A 24070-nucleotide genomic window follows, 5' to 3' on the forward strand; every position below is an offset into this window, starting at 1 on the left:
GCGCACATGAACAACGACGCACCGACCCCCAAGGCAGCCGCGCAGGCGGCGAAAGAGCGGGCCGCGCAGGCGGCCAAGGACGGGGCCGCGCAGGCGGCCAAGGACGGGGCCGCGCAGGCGGCCAAGGACGGGGCCGTCCAAACGGCCAGGGCCGCCGCTCGAAACCGGGCAGGCGCGGCCGTGCGGGCAGTCGCATTCGCCGACATCACGGGCTCGAGCAGCCTCTACCAATCGCTCGGCGACCTGCGCGCCATGAGCCTCATCACCCGCTGCCTGGTCGCCATGGAAGAGCAGGTCTACCATCACCGCGGCGAGGTCATCAAGACCATCGGCGAGGAGATGCTGAGCCTTTTTCCCGACGCCAATACGGGAGCGAGCGCCGTCATCGCGATGCAGCAGCGGGTGGAGCATTTCGCCGCCGATGCCGCGCTTCCCTTGAGCCTGCGCATTGGGCTGCACAACGGGCCGCTGATCGAGGAGCGCGGCGATGTATTCGGCGACGGCGTCAATATCGCGGCGCGGCTGGTGAAGCTCGCAGGCCCCGGCCAGATCCTGACCGACGCCGGCAGCCTCGCCGTCATGCGCGCGGGGTTTCGGCGCCGCGCGCGCGCCTTGGACCGGCGCAGGGTGAAGGGGAAAAGCAGCGAGATCGAGCTCGTCGAGCTCGGGTGGCGCCGCCGCTCCGGCGAGCCGTTCACCACTGAGCAGGCAGCCGTGCTGGAAGGCGCGGGCAAGGCGCACATGCTGCTACGCAGCGACGGACACGAGGTCGTGGTCGACAGTGCGCGCAGCACGTTCACCATCGGGCGCGATGCCGTCAACGATCTGCCGGTGGTGAGCCGCAAAGCCTCGCGCCAGCATGCGCGCATCGAATGGCGCCGCGACAAGTTCGTGCTGTTCGATCACAGCACCAACGGTACCTACGTCGTCGTGGAGGGTGAACCGGAGGTGCTGGTCAAGCATGAAGGCTTCGTGCTGCGCGGCCACGGCAAACTCAGCATCGGCGAGCCGGCCGCCGTGCGCAAGCGCGGGATCATCGAGTTCGAGTGCCGCTAAGCTACACATGAGCGAATCGCCTGCCCGCGAGCTGCTGGTGCTGTTCGCCGACATCAGCGGCAGCACGGCGATCTACGAGCAGCTGGGCGATGCGGCCGCGGTCGAGCTGATCCATGGCCTGCTCGGGCGCATGGAAGAGGAGACGTACTTCCACAAGGGCGCGGTCATCAAGTCGATCGGGGACGAGCTGCTGTGCACGTTTCCGGATGTCATATCGGCGCTCGCCGGTGCGACCGCGATGCAGCAGCAGGCGGCGGCGGTGGAGGGTCCCGGCGGGCGCAAGCTCGCGCTGCGCATCGGCATGCACTACGGCCCCGCGCTGGAGGACCGCGGCGACGTGTTCGGCGATGCCGTCAACGTCGCGGCCCGGGTGGTGGAGCTGGCGCGGCCGCGCCAGATTCTCATCACCGACAGCTGCTTCGACAAGATCCCGCTGCTCGGCAGAGGCCGCATTCGCGCCATCGACCGCATGAGCGTGCGCGGCCGCAGTGCCGAGACCACGATCCTGGAAGTGATGTGGCAACGCGGACGCTCGATCACGACCGTGGTACCCCCAATCCAGCGCACGAGCGAGGATGCCGGCAGCGTGGTGCTGCATTACGGTGGGCGCACGTTCACCATCTCGCCGCAGGGCAATCCGTTCCTCATCGGGCGCGACGCGAGTTGTCAGCTGGTGGTCGCCACCACCATGGCCTCGCGCCAGCATGCGAGCATCGGGTCGCGCCGCGGCAAGTTCATCCTCGCCGACAGCAGCACCAACGGCACCTTCGTCGTGCCGGAAGGGGGGCAGCCCATCCATCTGCGGCGCGAGGAGTTCGTGCTGCAGGGTTCGGGTTGGATCAGTTTCGGCGAGCAACCGCGCGCCGAGGGCGAGGGCAGCGTGCGCTACGAATTCCGGCCCGCGGTGCGCAAACCCTGAGTCGACGCCGCCCTATTCCGGCAGATAGCCGGCGGTGAACGACACCAGCCGCCACGGCCCGCCCTGCGCGGAGAAACAGGCCATGTGCTCGATCGGGCTGCGGATCTGTTGCTCGGGCACATAGCCCGAAGCGCTTTTGAGCGCAATGCGGGTCCATTTCTGCGGAAACCCCGGGGTCTTGTCCGCCACTTCCCAGTCCTCGACCTTCACCACCTCGTGCGTCAGGGTGGCAAGCGTGCGCGATTCCGACGAGGGCTCGGTCTTCACCAGAACATCGGCCGAGACGATGGCGCCGAATGCGAACGGGTCGATGCTGGTCGGCCACTTGGCCGCGACATACGGCGTGCAGAAGCGCGTGCCGCCCTTGGCGTCCTTGACGTAGGCCCCGCCCAGCTCGACTGCCTTGCGCAGCACATCCCACAGGGGACTTGCGTCGTCGTCGAAATCCCAGCGCCGGCGAAACTCCTCCAGACCGCGTTTCTGCTCCGGGCCGTTGTCCACGCTGGGATCGATCGCGCCGAGCACGATCTTGCGGTTGCGCGACTCCAGCGCCTCCACCAGCCGGTTCTTGTAGCCGAGCCAATCGAGATTCGCGGCGTTCTCGTCGATCGGCGCGAACGGCATGTCTTGCGCGTGCGCCTGGAAACCCGGAAGGATCGCGAGGCAGAGCGCGAGCACCGCGCAGGCGGCCCTTGCGTGCGGCGTATCCCACGCGCGCGCCATGCATGCGAAACGCATGACAGCCTGCGTCATGCCGCGGGCCGGGTGCGGGCGGCGGACGGACGCGAACGAAAAGGTGGGAAGATTCATGGAGCGGGCGAAAGCGCCGATGGTAAGCCGCTCGGGTGGATAAGTGAACCACTCCACCGAGCGCCGGGGGATCGGATCACTTGAACCTGCACCACTGCCGCGCGCGGCGGCGCTGTGCGCCTTCGGCCGGCGCGCAGGATCTCCTCGCGCCACGAAGGCCGCGAGCCGCGCATGCTAGAATTTCCGCGGCTCACGCTCATCGACTCGAGCACATCGAATCAAGCGACGGGGAAGCGGCATGGCGAGGATCGAGATCAAGTCCGAAATCACCGGCACGGTATGGCAGGTCAAGTCGCAGCCCGGCGATCGCGTGGAGGAAGGCGATACGCTCGTCGTGATCGAGTCGATGAAGATGGAAATCCCGGTCATCACCGAAGACGCCGGCACCGTGAAGGAGATCCTGGTGAAGGAAAAGGATCCGGTCGCCGAAGGTCAGGTCGTCGCGATCATCGAAGACTGAGCGCCCCGATGAAAGATCCAGGCTAGCGGCGCGCCGAGAGCAGCCGGGCCGCCGCATCACGCGACTCCAGCACGCGTTCGCGCGCGATGCGCTCGGCCTCTTCGCCGTTGCCGGCGCGAATCGCCTTCACCAGCTTCTGCCAGCGCTGCACCGACTGCCGCCGCCGCTCCGGCGTGGACAAGCCCAGGCGCGAATAGCGCGCGGTCTGCTGTTCCAGCGACGATAGATAGTTGCTCAGGCGCCGGTTCGGCGTTGCGCGGTTGAGCAGCCGATTGATCTGCAGCACCGTGTCGACGTATTGCTCGCCCAGCTCGGAGGAGCGCGCGCACCGGGCCAGGCGTGCAACCTCGGCTTCGAGCAGCGGCAGCAGCTGCGTGCGCCGTTCGCTTTCGGCGACCGAGCGGTCGCGCAACCCGTTGAGCACCGCGCGGATCTCGAAAATCTCGCGCACCTCGTCCACGCTCAAGTCCGTCACCATGGCCCCGCGCCGCGGCACGATGGTGACGAGGCCGTCCTTTTCCAGCAGCCGCAAGGCTTCGCGCACGGGGCCGCGGCTGACCGCGAACTCGGCCGCGACCTGTTCTTCTCGCACGCGCTCGCCGGGCGTATAGGCCGCAGCGAGGATGCGTGCGGCCAGATGTGCGGCGATCTGCTCGGGCAGCGAACGCGTCAGGGGCTCGATCGCGGCGGGCGGCGTTCGGGGCACGTTGCCGGCTTGCTCGGAAGCGCGCGGCTCGACCCGAAGCGCCGCTGCGCGCAAGCGCCGCACAGGAGACGTGGCCATGGCGGCTACCTTACGCGTACGATTGTCCGATTGTCAACAATCATCTTGACAACATGAGGCCGCCTACCTAGCATCGAACGGGCACTTGCCGCATCGGCGCGCCCGCAGGGGCGGCCTCTGTACCCCACGTCCCCGCTTGCGAATTCGGTGCGAGCAGACGCATCTACGAAAGCATTGCCCATGAGCTGGAGAGCAGAAGCCGAGGAAATCCGTCGACGCCGCAGTCTGGCCGAGGCGTGCGGCGGGCGGGATGCGGTGGCGAGGCAGCATGCCGCGGGCAAGCTGACCGTGCGCGAGCGCATCGCCGGGGTGCTCGATGCCGGCTCCTTCCAGGAAGTCGGCAAGCTCGCGGGCCGCGGCCAGTACGATGCGCAGGGCAACTTGGTCGGCTTCGAGCCGGCGGCCTACGTCATGGGCATCGGCGCGATCGACGGCCGTCCGGTCGCGATCGGCGGCGAGGATTACACCATTCGCGCCGGCACCGGCTTCGGCAGCGACCGTCGCAAAGGCGGTCAGGGCGGCTTCATCGAGGATCTCGCCTACGAGTACCGCATACCGCTCATCAATCTGGTGGACGGCACCGGCGGCACGGTCAACACGGCCAAGCGCAAGGGCTTCAGTGTCGTGCCCGGCTATGGCCAGGACGGATTCGAGCGCTCGGTCGACCTCATGGGTGTCGTTCCGGTGGTGAGCGCCGTGCTCGGTACGTCGGCCGGCGGTCCTTCGGCGCGCGCGATCCTGTGCCACTTCTCGGTGATGGTGCGCGGCCAGAGCCAGATCTTCGCCGCCGGCCCGCCGGTGGTGGAGCGCAACTTCGGCGTCAAGCTCAGCAAGGAGGAGCTCGGCGGCGCACAGGTGGCCGCCGATACCGCGGGCACGATCGACAACGTCGCGCAGAGCGAGCAGGAAGCGCTCGACACGATCCGCCGCTTCCTGTCGTATCTGCCGAGCAACGTGTGGGAGGCACCGCCGCGCGTGACCTGCGACGATCCGCTCGAGCGCTGCGACGAAGCGCTGCTGGAGATCATCCCGCGCAACCCGAGGCAGGCCTACAATATGCGCAAGCTGGTCGGCATGGTGGTCGATCGCGGCTCCGAGCTCGAGATCCAACCGAGCTTCGGCCGCGCCGTCATCACGATGCTTGCGCGCATCGACGGTCACGCCGTCGGGGTGATCGCGAACAACCCCATGTTCGGCGGCATCATGGACAGCAAGGCTGCGCGCAAGCAGGGTCACTTCGTCGAGCTGTGCGACATGTTCAACGTCCCGCTCGTGTTCTTCGCCGACATCCCGGGTTTCATGATCGGCAAGGAATCGGAGGAGAATGCGGTATTGCGCGAAGGCGTGCGCGCCCGCTACATCGGGTTGCAGGTGAGCGTGCCGGTATTCACCGTGATCGTTCGCCGCTGCTACGGCATGGCGGGCGGCGGCGCGATCGACCGTCGCGGGCTCAACTTCAAGATCGCCTGGCCCTCGGCCGAGTGGGGCTCGCTGCCGCTGGAAGGCGGCGTGCGGGCCGCCTACAAGCGCCAGATCGAGCAAGCGGCCGATCCGGTGCAGAAGGAAAAGGAGATCGAGGCGGAGCTCAAGCGGCTCAATTCGCCGTTCCTGACCGCGGAAGGATTCGGCATCGAAGACCTGATCGATCCGCGCGAGACCCGGCCCTATTTGTGCAGGTTCCTGCAAGCATGCCAGCCGCGGCTCAGGACCCAGCTCGGGCCGAAGCCCAAGCTGGGCGTGCGGCCGTGAACGCTCGAGCTGTGCAAGTTCACTTCGAAACGATTGCCTGAAAGGACGACCGTGCCGAAACGAGAGATCGAAGGCGACTGGGTGATGGGCTGGCCCGACCGCAAGCGGGCAACCCTCATGGCGGGCAAGGATGCCGAGGGCCGCGTCATCAACGGCCGCGCGCCGCTGCTCGAGCTGGAAGGGCTGCTCACGCCCACCGACGCCTACTACGTCGTCAACCAGCTCGACGTGCCCGAGCCGGTTCATCCCGACGACTGGCGGCTCACGCTCTGCGGCGCGATCGATCGCCCGCTGCAGCTCGAGCTGGAGGAGCTGCGCCAGCTCCCCGGGCGCAGCGTGCGTGCCGTGACCGAGTGCGCGGGCAACGATGCTGGCTTCTTCGACTATCTCACCAAGGGCGGCAACAAGCCATCGCGCCGCAATCAGCAGGACATGCAGCAACGCGCCGAAATGCGCGTCAAGGGCCGCGTGCCGAGCGACGCCGAAGTAAGCTCCGAATCGACCACGACCTGCGCGGTGTCTGCGGGCGAGTTCACCGGCGTGCCGCTCGCCGAAGTATTGAAGCGCGCCGGGATCAAGCCGTCCGCGGTCGCGGTGCGCGCCGAAGGCTTCGATACCGGCCGGCCGGACCCGGTCGTGCAATACCGCTCGGTCGGCACCACCGATTACAAGTTCGTCGATCCGGGCGTCATCCACTACGACAAGGGACTGCCGCTGGAGAAAGCGCTGCATCCCGATACGCTGCTCGCCTGGGCGATGAACGGCGAATACCTCACGCACGTCCACGGCGGCCCGGTGCGGCTGGTCGTTCCCGGCTGGTCCGGCAACTGGTGGGTGAAGTGGCTGCAGCAGCTGGAGGTCACGGCGCAAATGCCGCCGTGCTACCACCAAACGCATTACTTCGTGCTCGGCAAATCGGCCGACGATCCGGAAAGAAAAATGCTGACCGCGATGGGCGTGCGCTGCATCGTGACCGATCCGGTGGACGAGGATTCCCCGCTCGCAGCCGGGCAGCGCTGCGTGCGCGGGCTTGCCTGGAGCGGCGAAGGCATGATCGCGCGCGTCGAGGTGAGCATGGACGGCGGCGCCAGCTGGCGCGACGCCCATATCGAGGAACCGCGCGAACGCTGGCTATGGGTGCGCTGGTCGTACCCCTGGGACGCGCAACCCGGAGCGTACAAGATCATGGCGCGCGCCACCGACGAGAAGGGACGCGTGCAGCCGCAGATTCCTTGGAATTTCCAGAGGAAGCTGTGCGACTGGATCGTCCCGACCGAAGTCGCGGTGAGATAGCCGTGAGTGCGGGAATCGCGAGCGCCGGCAACGTCCAAGGCCTGTTCGACTGGGTGCAATAGCGTGCGGATCGCAGTGCTCGTCAAGCAGGTGCCGAACCCGGAAGCGTTGGGCGCGGTGTTGCGTGTCGATGAAGATGCGCGCAAGGTCGTATTGCCGCCGGGCCATCCCATGGTGATGAGCCCGTTCGACGAGCAGGCATTGGAAGCGGCACTGCGCATCCGCGACCAGCTCGGCACCCAGGTCGGCATCACGGCGCTCACGCTCGGGCCGGAATCGGCACGCACTGCGCTCAAGCAGGCGCTCTCGCTCGGCGCCGATGATGCCGTGCACCTGCTCGACCCCGCGTTCGATGGCGCCGACAGCTACGTCACGGCACACGCGCTGGCGGCGGCGCTGCGCCAGCTCGGGCCGGTCGATCTCGTGCTCGCCGGCCGCCAGGCAGCCGACTGGGATGCTGGCGTGGTGGCGCTCGGCGTGGCGGAGATTTTGGGCTTGCCGTCGATCGGCTTCGCCTGCGCCGTGGAGGCCTCGACCGATTCGATCCGCGTCGAGCGCGTGCTCCCGGACGGGCTCGAGACGTTCGAAGCGGCTTTGCCGGCGGTGGTGACGGTGTCGAACGAGCTGGGCGAAGTGCGCAAGCCCAATCTGCGCGAGACCATGCGCGCGGCGCGCAAGCCGGTCGCGACCTGGACCGCAGCCGAGATCGGGTTGGACGCGCGCCGGCTCGCCGCGCGGCGCACGCTCGCGCGCTTGTACTTGCCGCAGAAGCGCGCGCAGTGCGAGTGGATCGAGGCCGCGACGGCGGCCGAGCGCGGTGCGCGCCTGGCGCAGCGCCTGTATGCCGAGCACCTCATTCCGAGCTCATGAGCACCGACGTTCTCATCGTCCCCGATTGCGGACAGGATGCATCCTCGCCGGTGGTGTGCGAATTGATCACGGCTGCGCGGCAACTGGCGCGTGGATCGCAAGATCACGTCGGCGTGCTGGTGCTGGGGGAGGCTGCGCCGGCGCCGGACGCGTGGGCGGCCCGAGGCGTCGATCGCGTCTATTTCGCGCGCGGCGATTCCAGCGCGCTGCTGCCCGAGACGCAGCTCAATGCCGCGACCGAAGCGGTGCGCCGGGCGTTGCCCGCGGTCGTGCTGCTCCCGCACGCCGTCGCGGGTGCCGAGCTGGCGCCGCGTCTGGCCTTCCGGTTGGACGGCGCGGTGGCGACCGGTTGTGTCGACGTGAGCATCGAGGGCAATAGCGTGCGTTGCACGCGCCCCTGTTATGGCGGGCTCGCGCGCGAATTGGACGAGTTCGCAGTGGCGCCGGTCGTGGCGACGGTGCGCGCCGGAGTATTCGAGCGGGCGCAAGCGCAGCCGGGTCGCCGGTGTGAGCTGATCGAAGTCGGGCCGTTTGAGAATCACACCGCGCGCACCAAGCGCGTGGATCGGCGCATCGAAGCTGCGAGCGGGGCGCGTCTGGAAGACGCGGCGATCATCGTCGCGGGCGGCCGCGGATTGGAGGGGCCGGAGGGTTTCGATCTGCTCGCAGACCTTGCCCGCGAGCTGGGCGGCGCCGTCGGTGCGAGCCGCGTGCCCTGCGACCTGGGTTGGTGCCCGCACTCCTGGCAGATCGGCCTTACCGGCAAGACGGTGGCGCCCGAGCTCTACATCGCCGTCGGCATTTCGGGCGCCGGACATCACATGGCCGGCTGCGGCAACGCCAGGGCGATCGTCGCCATCAATTCCGACCCCGAGGCAGCCATTTTCGAAGACGCGCGCTTCGGCGTGGTCGGCGACTATCGCAAGATCGTGCCGGCGCTGATCGCGCAATTGCGCACTTTGAACGACGCTTCCTCCGGGAAGTTGTGACGAGCTACTGGCGAGCTTTCGGGAGATGCCTTACAGCTCGCTCCCTCACCCCCAACCCCTCTCCCGGAGGGAGAGGGGAGCGCTGTGCGGAAAGCGGCTTGTCAGCCACTTTCCGAGTGGTCAATAGCGGAGCATTGCAATGGCATTTGAAGCCCTGTTGGAAGAATACGAGCGCCGCCGTGCCAAGGCCTTGGCGATGGGCGGCGAGGATAAGATGGCCAAGCGCAGCGCGCGCGGCCAGCTCAATGCGCGCGAGCGCATCGCCGCGCTGGCCGACCCGGGGAGCTTCATCGAATCGGGCCTGTTCGGCACCTCGGGGATCTACCCGGAAGAAGCCGACGAGACCGCGTGCGACGGCAAGATCGCCGGATTCGCAAGGATCGACGGGCGCGACGTATGCCTGGTGGTGAACGACTTCACCGTCAAGGGCGCCTCCACCAGCGCGACCAACAGCAAGAAAGTCGGGCACATGAAGCGCACCGCCACCGAGCGCGGCATGCCATTGGTCGTGCTCGGCGAGTCGACCGGCGCGCGGCTGCCGGATGCGATGGGCTCGCGCGGCATGGGGTTGCTGCTGGGCAACGACATCACGCAGTTTCGCCGCATGCGCGAGACGCCGCTGGTGGCCGCCGCGCTCGGCCCCTCGTTCGGATCCTCGGCATGGCTCGCGTGCTGCTCGGACTTCGCCGTGATGCTCAAGGGCTCCACCATGGCGGTGTCGAGCCCGCGGCTGATCGAGATGGCGCTGGGGGAGAAAGTCGATTTCGAGAAGCTCGGCGGCTGGCGCATGCACGCGGAAATCACCGGGCTCATCGACCGCGTGGCGGACACCGAGGAGGAAGTGTTCGACGACATCCGGCGCTTTCTTTCCTACCTGCCGAGCCATCACAACGAAGTGCCGCCGCAAGCGCCGGTGCCCGCCGGATCGGGCGAAGGCATGAAGGACATCCTGTCGCTTCTGCCCGAGAGCCGCACGCAGGTCTACGACATGCGCAAACTCGCGCGCACGCTGGTGGACAAGGATTCGTTGTTCGAGCTGAAGCCGCGCTTCGGCAACAGCGCCGTGGTGGCGCTCGCGCGCTTGGGCGGCAAGTCGGTCGGCGTGATCGCCAACAATCCGCTGCATCGCGGCGGCGCGCTCGACGGCAACGCCTGCCGCAAGATCGTGGATTTCCTGGTGCTGTGCGATTCCTTCAACATCCCGCTGCTGCTGCTGGTGGACACGCCGGGCTTCGTCATCGGCACCGAGGCCGAGCGCGATGGCGCTCCGGGCAAGATCATGAACTTCATGAACGCGATGACGCTCGTCAGCGTGCCGCGGCTGTCCGTGCTCGTTCGCAAGAGTTACGGTCGCGCCTACGTCTGCATGGGCGGCGGGCGCCATTCCGACGACATTTCGGCCTGGCCCACGGCCGAAGTGAGCTTCATGACCCCGGAGTTCGCGACCACCATCGTGCACGGCGCCAAGCCCGGAGACCCGGATTTCGCCGCCAAGCTGGCCCTGATCCGGCAGGACAGCGATGTCTGGGGCATGGCCTCGGTATTCGCCGCCCAGGCCGTGATTCGGCCCGAGGAGACGCGCGACTACCTGATCCGCATGTTCGAGGTCTACCAGCTGCGCATGAGCCGCGGCGTTGGGCAGCATCTCATGCGTTCGTGGCCGACTTCGTATTGATGACCATGCTCTTGTTCACTCACGGCCCAGCCCTTGTCCGTCTATCCCAACGGTATGGTTGTCTTCCTTCGCCCTTCGGGAGAGGGATCGAGGGTGAGGGAAAATTATGCGGCATGTGCACGACTTCCCTCACCCCAACCCTTCTCCCGGAGGGAGAGGGGAGTCAGAGTAGATAGCGAGATATTCATGTTCGACAAAGTCCTGGTTGCCAACCGCGGTGCCGTCGCCGCCCGCGTGCTGCGCGCGCTTCACGCGCTCGGCATCCGTTCCGTCGCGGTGTACTCCGAAGCCGATGCGCGCGCGCCGTATCTCGAGATGTCGAGCGAGGCATACCCGATCGGAGCAGCGCCCGCGCGCGACAGTTACCTCAACCAGGAGGCGCTCCTGGCGGTACTGAAGCAGACCGGATGCGACGGCTTGCATCCGGGCTACGGGTTTCTGGCCGAAAACGCCGAGTTCGCGGCCAAGGTGAACGACAGCGGCGCGCGCTTCATCGGTCCCAGCCCACGCTGGATCGACGCGATGGGGCACAAGACGCGCGCGCGCGAGCTCGCGCAAGAGCACGGCATGCCGATCGCGCGCGGCAGCGGCGTGCTGCCGGCCGAGCCGGAGGCAATCAAGGCGGCCGCGCGTGCCATCGGCTATCCGGTGCTGGTCAAGCCCGCCGGCGGTGGCGGCGGCATCGGCATGCTGTCGGCGAAGGACGAGACCGAGCTGATCGCGGCGGTGGAGCGCTCCAGCTCGCTCGCCGCGCGCGGCTTCGGCAGCGCCGAGGTGTATCTGGAGCGCCTGGTGGAGCGGCCGCGGCACGTCGAATTTCAGGTGCTGGGCGATTCGCACGGCGATCTGCGGCACTTGTTCGAGCGCGACTGCTCGGTGCAGCGCCGGCATCAGAAGATCATCGAGGAATCGCCGGCGCCCAACGTCGCGCGCGATCACGTGCAGGCCATGGCCGATCGAATCGCCGCCACGGTGCGCAGCATGGGCTACGACAACATCGGCACGGTCGAGATGCTGATGGACGCTGGAGGCGAGCTCAGTTTCCTCGAAATGAATACGCGCCTGCAAGTCGAGCATGGCGTGACCGAGGAAGTGACCGGCGTCGATCTGGTGAGGGCCATGATCCGTACTGCGGCGGGCGAACGGCTCTCCGAGGTCCTGCCGCGCGACATTGCGATCAGCGGGCACGCCATTCAGGCGCGCGTGTACGCCGAAGATCCGAAGAACTTCTTCCCCTCGCCCGGAAAGCTCAACGTGTTCCGGCCACCCGAGGACAAGTCGATCCGTATCGAGACCGGCTATGCCGAAGGGCGCGAGGTGACGCCGTTCTACGATCCGATGCTCGCCAAGGTGATCGTCAAGGCTGCGTCCCGCAGCCAGGCGATCGAGCGGCTGGTGCAGGCGCTGCAGGCGTTCGACATCCAGGGCCTGAAGCACAACATCCCGGCCGTGATCGCGATCCTGAAGTCCGATGCTTTCGGTGACGGCGACGTGCACACCGGCATCGTGAGCCAGGTGCTGGCCCGGCCGAAGGCGAAAGGAGCGATATGAGCTTCCCGGGCGAGGGGCGGTCGTCGTTCGCTTCCCGGGCGAGGGGCCCTGCTTGCGGGGATCGACCGCAAAGCGAACGACGCCGGGCACCGACGGCCTGGCGGCTTCTTTTCCTCATTCGGTTCGGAGGTGCCCGCTTGCGGGGATCGACCGCAAAGCGAACTGCCGCTAGGCCGCCGACACCTTGGCGTTCTCAACTCGATGATTGTTCGGAGGCGGCGACATGACGGACGATTCGATACGCGCTGCCCGCGCCGCTGGCCGCTCGTCGCTGGACGAGCATGCCGGCAAGCGGCTGCTGTCGCAGTTCGGCATCGCGGTGCCAAGCTCGGTCATGGTCGCGCCGGACGAGCCGGCTGCGTCGAAGATCGCGGGCCTCAGGGCGCCCTTCGTCGTCAAGGTGATGTCGCCCGACATCCTGCACAAGAGCGATGCCGGCGGCGTGCGCGTGCGGCTGCGCGACGCGGCCGAAGTGGAGGCCACGATCCGTGCCATGCGCGAAAACCCCGCCATCGCAAGAGCGCGGCTCGACGGATTTCTGGTCGAGGAGATGGCGCCGCCCGGCGAAGAACTGGTCGTCGGCGGCCTGCGCGATCCGCAATTCGGGCCGCTCGTCATGGTGGGCCTGGGCGGCATTTTCGTCGAGGTGATGAAGGACGTCGCGTTCCGGATCTGTCCGATCGAGCGCATCGACGCGATCGAGATGCTCTCGGAGCTCAAGGCAGCCGCGCTGCTCGACGGCGTGCGCGGCCGCGCTCCGGTTTCCAGGGAAGCGCTGGTCGACGTGCTGCTGCGAGTCGGCGGGACGGACGGACTGCTCATGCGCTTTCAGGACGAGATCGCCGAGGCCGACTTGAATCCCGTGATCGTGTCGCCTTCCGGGGCGGTAGCCGTCGATGCCCGCTTCATCCTCACGCAGCGAGGAGTGCCGGCATGAGGTCGCCGAAGAAGACGAACGTCATTCATTCCACACCACCCCGGCGTTGCGCGCCACGATGCCCGATGCGATGCAGCGCATCGGGCGCTCGCCGGCTCGGGTGTGCGCAGGCACATCCTTCGAAACCCCGGCTCGCTCTCTTGAGAGGAGGGGAAAGCTCCAACAACCTCCCCTCCTTCCCAAGGAGGGGTGCCCGCGCCAGCGGGCGGGGTGGTTCTACTGCCCGGCTGTTCTGCGGCTTCGATTCGGCGGCGGCGAAGTGAACGACGCAAAGCACATTCTCGAATCCTTCGAGCCGCTGTTCGCGCCGAAGACGATCGCGGTGGTGGGCGCGTCGGCAACCTCGTTGGCCGCAGCCAACACCTTCATCCGCCGCATGCGCGAATTCGGTTACCCGGGGCGCATCTTCCCGATCCACCCGAGCGCCGACGCGCTGGATGGCTTGCAGGCCTACCGGTCGGTTGCCGACACCCCCGAGCCGATCGATTATCTCTACATCTCGGTGCCGGCGCAGCACGTGCCGAAGATGCTTGCGGATGCCAACGGGCGCGTGCGCTTCGCGCAGGTCATCTCCAGCGGCTTCGGCGAGGTGGACGAGGGCAAGGCGCTGCAGGAGGAGCTCGTTCGCGCGGCGCGTGCGGGAGGCCTGCGGCTGCTCGGCCCGAACTGCCTCGGGATGTACTCGCCGCGCGGGCGAGTGACGTTCGTCGAGGACGGCTCGACGGAAGTTGGCACGGTGGGCGTGATATCGCAAAGCGGAGGGCTCGGGACGGACATCGTGCGCCGCGGCCAGGTGCGCGGTATTCGTTTTTCCGCCGCGGTGACGGTCGGCAACAGCGCCGACCTGGGTCCCAGCGACCTGCTCGAGTACTACCTGGCCGATCCGCAGACGCGCGTGATCGGCATCTACATGGAGGCGGTCCGCGACGGGCGCCGCCTGTTCGAACTGCTGCAGGCCCACCGCGCCGCCAAGCCGGTGGTGATCCTCAAGGGCGGGCGCACGCAGCAAGGGCGCATGGCTGCCGCTTCGCATACCGGCGCGCTCGCGGGTGACGACCGGGTCTGGGTCGCGTTGTCGCGCCAGACCGGGTGCCTGCTGGTCGACACGCTCGATCAATTCCTCGATACGCTGCTCATCTTCCAGGCGCTCAGGCCGCGCGTCGACGCGCCGACGCGCGAGATCGTGATGTTCGGCAACGGCGGCGGCACGAGCGTGCTGGCGACCGACCTGTTCTCGCGGCTGGGCCTGGACGTGACGCCGTTCGCCGGGCCGACACTCGCGGCAATGCGCGCGTTGAAGCTTCCGCCGGGTTCCTCGATCACCAACCCGATCGATACGCCCGTGGGCACGCTGCAGCAGGAAGAGGGCAAGATCGCGGAGAAGATCCTCGATGCGATCTTTGCCACAGCCAATCCGCAAGCGCTGGTCATGCATCTGAACATGGCGGCGTTCGTCGGCCGCACCCGCGGCGACGTGCTGGGCAACCTCATGCAGGCGGCCCTTCGCGTCGAATCGCGCTACCCGGGACGCGCACACTTCCTCCTTGTGTTGCGCTCCGACGGCTGGCCCGAGGTGGAGGCGCGCAAGCGCGAGTTCCGCGATCAGGCGCTCGCGCTCGGCATCCCGGTGTACGACGAGATGATGAATGTCGGCTGGGCGTTGGCGGCGCTGGCGCAGCACGAGCGCTTCGTGGCCAGCCGCCGCGACCTGCCATGACCACCCCGTCCGCGCATCCGCGCGTCCCGCCCCTCCTCGACGAGGAGGGGAAGAATGTGCGTCGCCCCGGGGTCGTGTGGCTCCCCTCCTCTCATGAGGAGGGGTGGCGCGAAGCGCCGGGGTGGTGTGGTTCCATAACGCAGCACAGCGAGAGCTGCAAATGGCGGTAGCATGACCGAACGATCCACCGACCCGCGTCCTCTGGACGGCGTGCGCGTGCTGGAGCTCGGCACGACCATTGCCGGCCCGTTCTGCGCTCGGCTGCTCGCCGACTTCGGCGCCGAGGTCGTCAAGGTGGAGCCGCCGGAGGGCGATCCGATCCGCGGCGCGGGCAAGGTCCATGACGGCGCCTCGCTCTATGCCGCCAGCATCCTGCGCGGCAAGCGGCTGATCGTGGCCGACCTGCGCAAGCCCGAAGCGCAGGCGCTCGTCCGCAGCCTGGTGCCGAAATTCGACATCGTCATCGAGAACTTCCGTCCTGGCGGGCTGGAGAAATGGGGGCTCGGCTACGCCGACCTGGAGAAGTTGCACCCGGGGCTGGTGATGGTGCGCATCTCGGGTTACGGCCAGAGCGGACCGTACAGCGCGCGCCCGGGCTATGGCATCGTGTGCGAAGCTGTCGGCGGATTGCGCTACATCATCGGCGATCCCGACCGGCCGCCGGCGCGCGCCAACATCGGGCTCACCGACTACATTACCGGCCTCTATGCCGCGTTCGGCGCCATGATGGCGCTGCGGCACCGGGAGCGCACCGGCCAGGGCCAGTATGTCGACACGGCGCTGTACGAGTGCGCTTTCAGTTTCATGGAACAGCACGTCCCCGCCTACGAGAAGCTGCAGGTGGTGGCCGAGCGCATGGGCGCGGGCATGGCGGATTCGTACGTGAACAACACGTTTCGCACGCGCGACGGCGTCTACGTGCACGTGCAGGGCTCGCAGGCGAACAGCTTCCGCCGCTTGTGCGAGGCGATGGGCCAGCCCGAGCTCGCCGCCGATCCGCGTTTCGCTGCGCGCCGCGCGCGCAACACTCATGGCGCCGAAATCGATGCGATCGTCGGAGCTTGGATGGGCAGCCGGGATTACGCCGAGCTCGAACGCGCCTTCACCCCGCACGGCGTGACGTTCACTCGCATCTATACCATGGCCGACATCTTCGCCGACCCGCATTTCGCCGCCCGCGGGATGCTGGTCCCGGCCGCGCACGACACCCTCGGCACGGTCACACTCGCCGCGCCGGTACCGCGCCTTTCGGCGACGCCCGGCCGGATCACGCGCGCGGGTGGCGCGATCGGCCAGGATACGCGCGCGGTGCTGCACGAGATGCTGGGACTCGATCGAGCCGAGATCGACGCCTTGGCGCGTTGCGGCGCGGTCCACTGCGCTCGATCGGACGAAGACGAACCGCACCCGAGCGCGTAGCCGGGTTTGCGCCGGTCTCAGCCGCCGCAGCCGAGTGCGTTCGGAAGGGGCGTCCGACGCGGTGCTGCAGTAGCGCGCGCATGGACGCGAGTGCTGGCGCGACCTATCATGCGTTTTCCATCGTATGCGGCGGCCGCCATGGCTGGCCGCGCTTCACATCGCAAGCACGGAGCCGACATGCAGGAAGCATTGAAACCCGGATTGAAAGGCACGTTCACGCTCGCGGTCGAGCGCAAGCATTGCACCTCGCGCGGCGGTCCCTGGGTGTTCGCGACGCCGGAGATGGTGCGCTTTTCCGAGCGCTCGTGCCACGAGCTGGTCGCGCCGCACTTGAGCTCTGGCCAGCATACGGTCGGGGCGGTCGTGCACATCAAGCACTTGGCGCCGACGCTGGAAGGCCAGACCGCGCGCGCGGAGATCGAGCTGGTCGAGGTCGATCGGCGGCGGCTCAAGTTCAAGGTGGAGCTTCTCGACGAGCTGGACCGCATCGGCGAGTGCGAGCACGAGCGCTTCGTGATCGACGTCGACAAGTCAGGCGAACGGCTGCGCGCGAAAGCCAAGGCGCTGGGCATTGCGCTGCCTTGAACCGTCCTTGCAAGGAGGAGGCACGGGTAGCTTCATCCAGCACGGCCCGTGACGATGCCGGGCGGGCGATGTCGCTGAAGCGCAAGCGTGCCCTCGATCGCCTGCGCGGTATCCGGGGCGAGATCGAGCGCAATGGCCTTCCGCCGCGACCCAACCTGTATCACGTCGCGGCATTGACCGCGGGAGCGATCGAGATCCTCGATCGTGACGATGCGAACCGCGCCAGCGCGGCGGCGCGATACCTCTATCGCATCGCGCCGCAGTCGTTTCGCGCCAGCGGCGTGGAAGATCGCCTGGCCTGCCGGCGCGGCTGCGCCTAGTGCTGTCACGGCTACGTTTCCGCCAGCGCGCCGCAGATCTTCGTAGCCGCGGGCGAGATCCGCCGAGATGCGGCTGCGTTCGACACGGTCTGCGCCCGCATCCGCGCCACGTCCGCACGCGTGCGCGGTCTCGAATGGCGTGTGCGCATCGCGTTGCGCGAGCCTTGCCCGCTGCTTGCCGACGGCGCGTGCGGCATTTTTGAGGCGCGCCCGCTATCGTGTCGCGGCTTTGCCTCCTTCTCCGCCGAGGCCTGCCAGCGCGCCTACGACGCGCTCACCGACGACGTGATGATTCCTCAGCCGTATGCGAATGTCCGCAGCGCGCTGGAAAGCGCTCTGCGCGCCGCGCTGAAGGCTTGTACACTGCCGGCGGTGAGCTACGAGCTGACCGGCGCGCTGTCGAAAGCGCTGGCCGATTCCGATGCCGAGGCGCGCTGGCTCGAGGGCGAAACGGTGTTCGATCCTGATTCGATCGATCGTTCCGCCGATGCGGCAACCGAGTTCCAGCGCGAAGTGATCCTCGATACGGTGATCGCGGCCGCGCGCGGTGAGGCGCCCCGATAAACCGCCTTCGAGACGAAAGGGCACGGCATGGCGACGACGTACACGAACAGTGAAGACCTCGGCAAATTGATCCTGCGTATCAGCCTGGGCGTGATGATCCTGCTGCACGGCATCTCGAAGATGATGGGCGGCGTCGACGGGATCGTCGGGATGGTCGAGAAATCCGGCCTGCCGGGCGTGTTCGGCTACCTGGTCTATCTGGGAGAAGTGCTGGCGCCGCTGCTGCTGATCGTCGGCTTGTGGACGCGGCTGGCCGCCCTGGTGATCGTGGGCAACATGGTGGTCGCCGTGGTTCTCGTCCACATGGCCGATCTCTTTACGCTGACCAAGCAGGGCGGCTGGGCGCTCGAGCTGCAGGGCATGTTCCTGTTCACCGCGCTCGCGCTCACGCTGCTCGGCGCCGGCCGCTTCAGCGTCGCTGGTGCGCGCGGGCGTTTCAACTGAGCGGCAGCCGGGTCTCAGTCAATTGCGCCGCTGACGATTGTGTTGCGCTGAATCGCGTCGGGTGAAGCGCGCCCCGGTCAGTCGAGCCGGATGTTGGCGACCTTGGTCGTGTTCTCCATTTCGGCATAGGCGCGCACGAAGCGGGCGCGGAACTCCGCGGGACTTTCCGCCGCCGCGACCTCACCGCCGTCGGCGGCCACGATGCGCATCGTGTCGGGCGAGCGCATGCCCTTCACCAGCGCGGCGTTCACCTTGGCGACGATGGCGGCTGGTGTGCCGGCAGGCGCGTAAAACGCGTAGCTGTTGGTGAGCTCGTAGCCGGGCAGCCCGGACTCGGACACGGTCGGGGTTTCGGGATACACGGGAACCCGTTTCGGTCCTGTGGTGGCGATGAGCTTCACCTTGTTCGCCCGCACATGAGGCCCGACGGTCGGCACGGTGGTCATGAGCATCTGGATCTGACCGCTGATCACGTCCAGGATGGCGAGTGCACCGCCCTTGTACGGGACGTGCAACAGCTGCAGACCGGCCATCGCGCTCATCCGCTCCCATCCGACATGCAGGGTGGTACCCACGCCGGGGGATCCATAGGCGAGCGCACCGGGCTTGCTGCGGGCAAGGTCGATCAACTCCTTCACCGAGCTCACCGGCACATTGGGATTGCTCGCCAGCATGTACTGCTGCGCAGTGATGCGCGCAACCGGAACAAAGGCCTGGCGCACATCGTATTTCGCGCGCCTGAGCACGCCGTTCAGGATCAACGTCTCGGACGCACACAGCAGGGTGTATCCGTCCGGCTGCGCGTGGGCGACGATGTCCATCCCGAGCACCGTGCCCCCGCCCGGCCGGTTGTCCACCACCACGGTCTGCCCGAGCAGCTCGGTCAGCTTCTGCGCGGCGAGCCGGGTCATCGTGTCGAGCCCGCCACCAGGCGCGATGCCGATCACCACGCGAATCGGCCGCAACGGATAATCGCCCACCCTGTCCTGACCCTCGGCCGGCAGCGGCATGCATGCCGAGGTGATCAACGCGCTTGCAGTTAAGGAACGTGCAATCCGGCCCATGTTTCCCTCCTCAAGGAAAAGAACGGTGCAGTTCGTGATGCGTGCGGTCGACGGAAAAATGTGAGCTGGCTGCGGCGGCGCGTTTCCCTGTATGTGATTCGAACAGCATAAACCAGCCTGGGCGCCATGCAAGCCCCGCCAGGAGCGAAGCGGCGCGGCCCCTCCACGCCCGCCCAAACCCGTAAGGGCGCGAAGCGATGCCTGCCAAGCGATGTAAATCGCTTGTAACGGATTGAAAAACCCTCGATATACTGCCGTTCGGACGGCGGCGCGCGCGGTATGCTAACGGGCCCGAGGAGAGACCCCTACGTGACCGACCGTTACGCCCATCCACCCACAAGCGCCTGCCTGCCATGAACGAATCCCCGCTGCCCCCGGGTCCCGAGGCTTCGGACGGTTCTGCCGCGCGCGCCGAGCGCAAGCCCGTGCGCGCCTGGCTATGGTTCGTCCTGGTCGCGGCGCTGGCCTCGGGCGGCTACTACTTCTACGATCGTCACAAGGCGCAGACGCTGGCCGCCGCGAAGGAGGCGGCCAGCAAGAAGGGCTTCGGCAAGGGGCTGGGCGGGCCGACGCCTGTGGTCGCGGTGCCGGCGCTCAAGGCGCCGATCAACGTCTTCCTGGATGGGCTGGGCACGGTGACGCCGCTGCGCACGGTGACGGTGCGCAGCCGCGTCGAAGGGCAGCTCATGCGCGTGCACTTCGACGAGGGCGAGCGGGTCAAGCAGGGACAGCTGCTGGCCGAGATCGACCCGCGGCCGTTCGAAGTGATGTTGACGCAGGCCGAGGGTCAGCTCGCGCGCGACCAGGCATTGCTGGCCAACGCCCGCATCGATGTCGAGCGCTATCGCACGCTGCTCGCGCAGGACTCGATCGCCAAGCAGCAGGTGGATGCGCAGGAAGCTCTGGTGCGCCAGTACGAAGGCATCGTCAAATCCGACCAAGGTCAGGTCGAGAGCGCCCGCCTGCAGCTCAGCTACGCGCACATCACCGCCCCGATCACGGGCCGTGTGGGCTTGCGCCAGGTCGATCCCGGCAACATCGTGCGCGGAGCCGATGCCAACGGCATCGTGGTGATCACGCAGCTCGCGCCGATCGGCGTGCTCTTCACCGTGCCGCAGGATAGTCTGCCCGCATTGATGAAGCGCACGCGCGCCGACGAACGCCTGCCGGTGGAAGCCTGGGACCGCGAGCAGAAGACGCGCCTTGCGCAAGGCAGCCTGCTCGCAGTCGACAACCTGGTCGACGTCGCGACCGGCACGATCAAGTTGAAGGCGCAGTTCAAGAACGCGGGCAGCGAGCTTTTCCCGAACCAGTTCGTCAACGTGCGCCTGAAGCTCGAAACTCTGGAAGAGCAGACGGTGATCGCGCAGTCGGCGGTGCAGCGCGGCGGGCGCGGGCTTTTCGTCTACGTGGTGAAGGACGACATGACGGTGACCGCGCGTCCCGTCGAGCTCGGACCCGCGGACGGGCCGCGCGTCTCGGTCGTGAAGGGCATCAAACCGGGCGAGCGCGTGGTGGTCGACGGCATCGATCGCCTGCGCGAAGGCACGCGCGTATCCCTCGCCAAGCGGCCCGAGTACAAACCCTCGGTGGACGGCGGCAGCGGCGCCCGCAAGAAGGGCAAGGGGAAAGGCAAGGCCAGCGAGGCTTCGACGGAAAAGTCTTCCGCCGAAGCGGGCAGCGAAGAGGCACCGAAGAAGAAGCGCCGGCGCAAGCCTCCTGCGGAAAGCCAGGACGGCACCACCGCACCGGCCCGGCAGTAGGCCATGAATCCGTCCCGACTCTTCATCATGCGGCCGGTGGCGACCACGCTGCTGATGGTCGCGATCCTGCTCTCGGGCATGGTGGCCTACCGGCAGCTTGCGACCTCGGCGCTGCCGGACGTGGATTACCCCACCATCCAGGTCTTCACGTTCTATCCCGGCGGCAGCCCGGAGGTGCTCGCCTCGACGGTCACCGCGCCCCTGGAGCGGCAGTTCGGCCAGATTCCGGGTTTGAAGCAGATGTCCTCGACCAGCTCCGGCGGCGCCTCGGTCATCACCCTGCAGTTCGATCTGGAAGTGCCGCTCGACGTGGCCGAGCAGGGCGTGCAGGCTGCCATCAACGCCGGCTCCAATCTGCTGCCGAACGACCTGCCGGCGCCGCCCGTGTACAGCAAGGTCAATCCGGCCGATGCGCCGATTCTCACCCTCGGCCTTTCGTCGGCGACGCTGCCGTTGCCCGAGATCCAGAATCTCGCCGACACCCGCCTCGCGCAGAAGATATCGCAGGTGACCGGCGTGGGGCTGGTCACCCTCGCCGGGGGCCAGCGTCCCGCGGTGCGCGTGCAGGCGAACCCCAAGGCGCTCGCCGCCAACGGGCTCAACCTGGAAGACCTGCGCGGTGCGATCGTCGCCGCCAACGTCAAGCGCGCCAAGGGCAACATCGATACGCCCAGTCGCTCCTATGTGATCGACGCCAACGATCAGCTGCGCTCGGCGCAGGAGTACCGCTCGGTCGTCATCGCCTACCGCAACGGCGCGCCGGTGTTCCTGTCCGATGTCGCGGACGTGACCGAGGACGCGGAGAACGTGCGCCTCGCGGCCTGGATGAACAACGTGCCGGCGGTGATCGTCAATATCCAGCGCCAGCCCGGCACCAACGTGATCGAGGTGGTCGACCGCATCAAGCGCCAGCTGCCGCAGCTGACCGCCTCGCTTCCGGCCGCGGTCGACGTCGCCGTGCTGACCGATCGCACCATCACCATCCGCGCTTCGGTGCGCGACGTGCAGATCGAGCTCGCCTTCGCCATCGCCCTGGTCGTGCTGGTGATCTTCCTTTTCCTGCGCAACGTCCGCGCCACCCTCATCCCGAGCGTGGCCGTGCCGCTGTCGCTGGTCGGCACCTTCGGCTTCATGTACCTCGCCGGGTTCTCCATCAACAACCTGACGCTGATGGCGCTGGTGGTGGCAACCGGGTTCGTGGTCGACGACGCGATCGTGGTGATCGAGAACATCTCGCGCTACCTGGAGCGGGGCGACACGCCGCTCGAAGCGGCGCTCAAGGGCTCGCAGCAGATCGGATTCACCATCATCTCGCTCACCATCTCGCTGGTGGCGGTGCTGATCCCGCTGCTGTTCATGGGCGATGTGGTCGGCCGGCTGTTTCGCGAGTTCGCCGTCACGCTCGCCGTCGCGATCCTGATCTCGGGGGTCGTCTCGCTCACCCTCACTCCGATGATGTGCGCGCGGCTCATCCGGCACATCCCGGAGCAGGAGCAAAGCCGCTTCTACCGCGCCAGCCAGGGCGTGTTCGATCGCGTGATCCGCCGCTACGGGGTCATGCTCGAATGGGTTCTCAAGCACCAGGGCCTCACGCTGCTGGTGGTGATCGGCACGCTCGCGCTCACCGCGGCGCTGTACTTTGCGGTGCCCAAGGGCTTCTTTCCGCTGCAGGATACCGGCGCGATCCTGGGCATCACGGAGGCCGAGCAAAGCGTGTCGTTCCGCGCCATGGCCGAGCGCCAGGAGGCGATCGCGCGGGTCGTGCTGGAGGATCCCGCGGTCGTGAGCCTGTCCTCGTTCATCGGCGTGGACGGCGTCAACACCACGCTCAACAGCGGGCGCATGCTGATCAACCTGAAACCGCTGGCCGCGCGCGATGTCCGTGCCGTCGATGTGATCCGGCGCTTGCAGCCGCGGCTCGCCGAGTTGCACGGCATCACGCTTTACATGCAGCCGGTGCAGGACCTGTCGATCGAGGATCGCATCAGCCGCAACCAGTACCAGTTCACGCTCGAGTCGCCCGACGGCGCCTTGCTTTCCGCCTGGGTGCCCAGGCTGGTCGAAAGGCTGCGAGGCTCGCCGCTGCTCACCGACGTCGCCTCGGATCTGCAGGACCGGGGCCTGCAGGTGTTTCTCGATATCGACCGCGACAGCGCGGGACGCCTGGGCATCACGCCGGCAGCGATCAACACCGCACTCTACAATGCCTTCGGCCAGCGGCTGGTTTCGACCATCTTCACGCAGTCGAGTCAGTATCGGGTCGTGCTGGAGGTGCAGGAGGCATTCCGCCGCGGCCCCGAAGCCGTGGATGACATTTACGTCGCCTCCTCCTCCGGCCAGCAGGTGCCGCTGTCCTCGCTCGCGCGCGTGAGCGTCGGCAACGCCATGCTCGCGATCAATCACGTCGGCCAGTTTCCGGCCGCTACGATCTCGTTCAATCTCGCCCGCGGCGCATCGCTCGGCAACGCCGTCGACCTGGTGGAGGCCGCCGAGCGCGAGATCGGCCTGCCGCCCGCGATCCAGACCAATTTCCAGGGCGCGGCCGCATCTTTTCGCGAGTCGCTCGGCGATACGCTGCTGCTGGTGCTGGCCGCCGTGGTGACGATGTACATCGTGCTGGGCGTGCTGTACGAGAGCTTCATCCACCCGGTGACGATTCTTTCCACGCTGCCCACCGCCACCGTCGGGGCGCTCGCTGCGTTGCTGCTCGCCGGCAACCAGGTCGACATCATCGCCGTCATCGGCATCATCCTGCTGATCGGCATCGTGAAGAAGAACGCCATCATGATGATCGACTTCGCTCTCGACGCCGAGAGGAGCGAAGGCCTTGCCCCACGCGAGGCAATCTTCCAGGCGTGCCTGCTGCGCTTCCGGCCGATCCTCATGACGACGCTGGCCGCGCTGCTCGGGGCGCTGCCGCTGATGCTCGGAACGGGCGTGGGCTCGGAGCTGCGGCACCCGCTGGGGCTGACGATGGTCGGGGGCCTGATCGTGAGCCAGGTGCTCACGCTCTTCACCACGCCGGTCATCTATCTCGCGTTCGACCGCCTGGCCCGGCGCATGCGCGCTCGTCCGGCGTCGGCGCGTCCGGCGGCTTGAGC

General features: G+C 67.5%; 21 protein-coding genes. 18 read left to right on the forward strand and 3 right to left on the reverse strand.

The genetic code is table 11. From position 1 onward, the window contains the following. Nucleotides 1-6 precede the first annotated feature (6 nt). Both GEV05_01845 and GEV05_01850 read left to right on the forward strand, forming a co-directional pair. Nucleotides 7-1056, forward strand: coding sequence for an FHA domain-containing protein (locus GEV05_01845; GenBank protein MPZ42148.1), 1050 nt, complete (start codon nt 7-9; stop codon nt 1054-1056). After that, entirely contained in the window at nt 860-1975 is a 1116-nt protein-coding gene (locus tag GEV05_01850) for an FHA domain-containing protein (protein MPZ42149.1), read from the forward strand. The genes GEV05_01845 and GEV05_01850 overlap by 197 nt, the downstream gene beginning before the upstream one ends. 12 nt (nt 1976-1987) lie before the next feature. Here GEV05_01850 and GEV05_01855 read toward each other — a convergent pair whose 3' ends face one another. Next, nucleotides 1988-2713, reverse strand: coding sequence for a hypothetical protein (locus GEV05_01855; GenBank protein MPZ42150.1), 726 nt, complete (start codon nt 2711-2713; stop codon nt 1988-1990). A 310-nt stretch (nt 2714-3023) separates the two neighbouring features. Here GEV05_01855 and GEV05_01860 point away from each other — a divergent pair, with 310 nt between their 5' ends. Continuing rightward, complete coding sequence (locus tag GEV05_01860; GenBank protein MPZ42151.1) at nt 3024-3245, forward strand: biotin/lipoyl-binding carrier protein; 222 nt, start codon at nt 3024-3026, stop codon at nt 3243-3245. A gap of 22 nt (nt 3246-3267) precedes the next feature. On the opposite strand, the gene GEV05_01865 is transcribed toward GEV05_01860, so the two are convergent. After that, entirely contained in the window at nt 3268-4029 is a 762-nt protein-coding gene (locus tag GEV05_01865; GenBank protein ID MPZ42152.1) for a GntR family transcriptional regulator, read from the reverse strand. A gap of 180 nt (nt 4030-4209) precedes the next feature. Between GEV05_01865 and GEV05_01870 the strand changes: the two genes are divergently transcribed. The 13 genes from GEV05_01870 to GEV05_01930 all read left to right on the forward strand — a co-directional run bounded on the left by GEV05_01870 (nt 4210) and on the right by GEV05_01930 (nt 18142). Further along, the gene (locus tag GEV05_01870) at nt 4210-5778 is read left to right on the forward strand and encodes a propionyl-CoA carboxylase (protein MPZ42153.1); all 1569 of its coding nucleotides are present in this window, start codon (nt 4210-4212) and stop codon (nt 5776-5778) included. 51 nt (nt 5779-5829) lie between these two features. Next, complete coding sequence (locus GEV05_01875; GenBank protein MPZ42154.1) at nt 5830-7071, forward strand: molybdopterin-dependent oxidoreductase; 1242 nt, start codon at nt 5830-5832, stop codon at nt 7069-7071. Between the two features lie 63 nt (nt 7072-7134). Continuing rightward, entirely contained in the window at nt 7135-7941 is an 807-nt protein-coding gene (locus GEV05_01880) for an electron transfer flavoprotein subunit beta/FixA family protein (GenBank protein MPZ42155.1), read from the forward strand. Further along, a complete protein-coding gene (locus GEV05_01885) occupies nt 7938-8930 on the forward strand; it encodes an electron transfer flavoprotein subunit alpha/FixB family protein (protein ID MPZ42156.1) in 993 nt (330 codons plus the stop codon). Before GEV05_01880 ends, GEV05_01885 begins: the two co-directional genes overlap by 4 nt. A 139-nt stretch (nt 8931-9069) precedes the next feature. Then, nucleotides 9070-10605 (forward strand): methylmalonyl-CoA carboxyltransferase, encoded by a 1536-nt coding sequence (locus GEV05_01890; GenBank protein MPZ42157.1) that lies wholly within the window; start codon nt 9070-9072, stop codon nt 10603-10605. A gap of 186 nt (nt 10606-10791) precedes the next feature. After that, complete coding sequence (locus tag GEV05_01895) at nt 10792-12156, forward strand: ATP-grasp domain-containing protein (GenBank protein ID MPZ42158.1); 1365 nt, start codon at nt 10792-10794, stop codon at nt 12154-12156. 223 nt (nt 12157-12379) lie between these two features. Continuing rightward, nucleotides 12380-13093 carry an acetyl-CoA synthetase gene (locus tag GEV05_01900; protein MPZ42159.1) on the forward strand — a complete coding sequence of 238 codons (714 nt, stop codon included), beginning with the start codon at nt 12380-12382 and terminating at the stop codon, nt 13091-13093. Nucleotides 13094-13163: 70 nt separating this feature from the next. Further along, nucleotides 13164-14810: an acyl-CoA synthetase gene (locus tag GEV05_01905; GenBank protein ID MPZ42160.1), complete on the forward strand. Its 1647-nt coding sequence runs from the start codon at nt 13164-13166 to the stop codon at nt 14808-14810. Between the two features lie 171 nt (nt 14811-14981). After that, nucleotides 14982-16229, forward strand: a complete 1248-nt coding sequence (locus tag GEV05_01910; GenBank protein MPZ42161.1) for a CoA transferase — start codon at nt 14982-14984, stop codon at nt 16227-16229. A 108-nt stretch (nt 16230-16337) separates the two neighbouring features. Next, complete coding sequence (locus GEV05_01915) at nt 16338-16814, forward strand: thioesterase (GenBank protein ID MPZ42162.1); 477 nt, start codon at nt 16338-16340, stop codon at nt 16812-16814. A gap of 68 nt (nt 16815-16882) precedes the next feature. After that, complete coding sequence (locus GEV05_01920) at nt 16883-17134, forward strand: hypothetical protein (GenBank protein MPZ42163.1); 252 nt, start codon at nt 16883-16885, stop codon at nt 17132-17134. Between the two features lie 120 nt (nt 17135-17254). After that, on the forward strand, nt 17255-17698 hold the full coding sequence (locus GEV05_01925) for a hypothetical protein (protein MPZ42164.1): 444 nt from the start codon (nt 17255-17257) through the stop codon (nt 17696-17698). 27 nt (nt 17699-17725) lie between these two features. Continuing rightward, entirely contained in the window at nt 17726-18142 is a 417-nt protein-coding gene (locus GEV05_01930) for a DoxX family membrane protein (GenBank protein ID MPZ42165.1), read from the forward strand. 77 nt (nt 18143-18219) lie between these two features. On the opposite strand, the gene GEV05_01935 is transcribed toward GEV05_01930, so the two are convergent. Further along, nucleotides 18220-19206 carry a tripartite tricarboxylate transporter substrate binding protein gene (locus GEV05_01935; protein ID MPZ42166.1) on the reverse strand — a complete coding sequence of 329 codons (987 nt, stop codon included), beginning with the start codon at nt 19204-19206 and terminating at the stop codon, nt 18220-18222. A gap of 353 nt (nt 19207-19559) precedes the next feature. Between GEV05_01935 and GEV05_01940 the strand changes: the two genes are divergently transcribed. After that, on the forward strand, nt 19560-20969 hold the full coding sequence (locus tag GEV05_01940; GenBank protein MPZ42167.1) for an MdtA/MuxA family multidrug efflux RND transporter periplasmic adaptor subunit: 1410 nt from the start codon (nt 19560-19562) through the stop codon (nt 20967-20969). Between the two features lie 3 nt (nt 20970-20972). Beyond that, on the forward strand, nt 20973-24068 hold the full coding sequence (locus GEV05_01945) for an MdtB/MuxB family multidrug efflux RND transporter permease subunit (GenBank protein ID MPZ42168.1): 3096 nt from the start codon (nt 20973-20975) through the stop codon (nt 24066-24068). Nucleotides 24069-24070: the final 2 nt, after the last annotated feature.

It is taken from the genome of Betaproteobacteria bacterium (genome assembly GCA_009377585.1).
GTDB lineage: Bacteria > Pseudomonadota > Gammaproteobacteria > Burkholderiales > WYBJ01 > WYBJ01.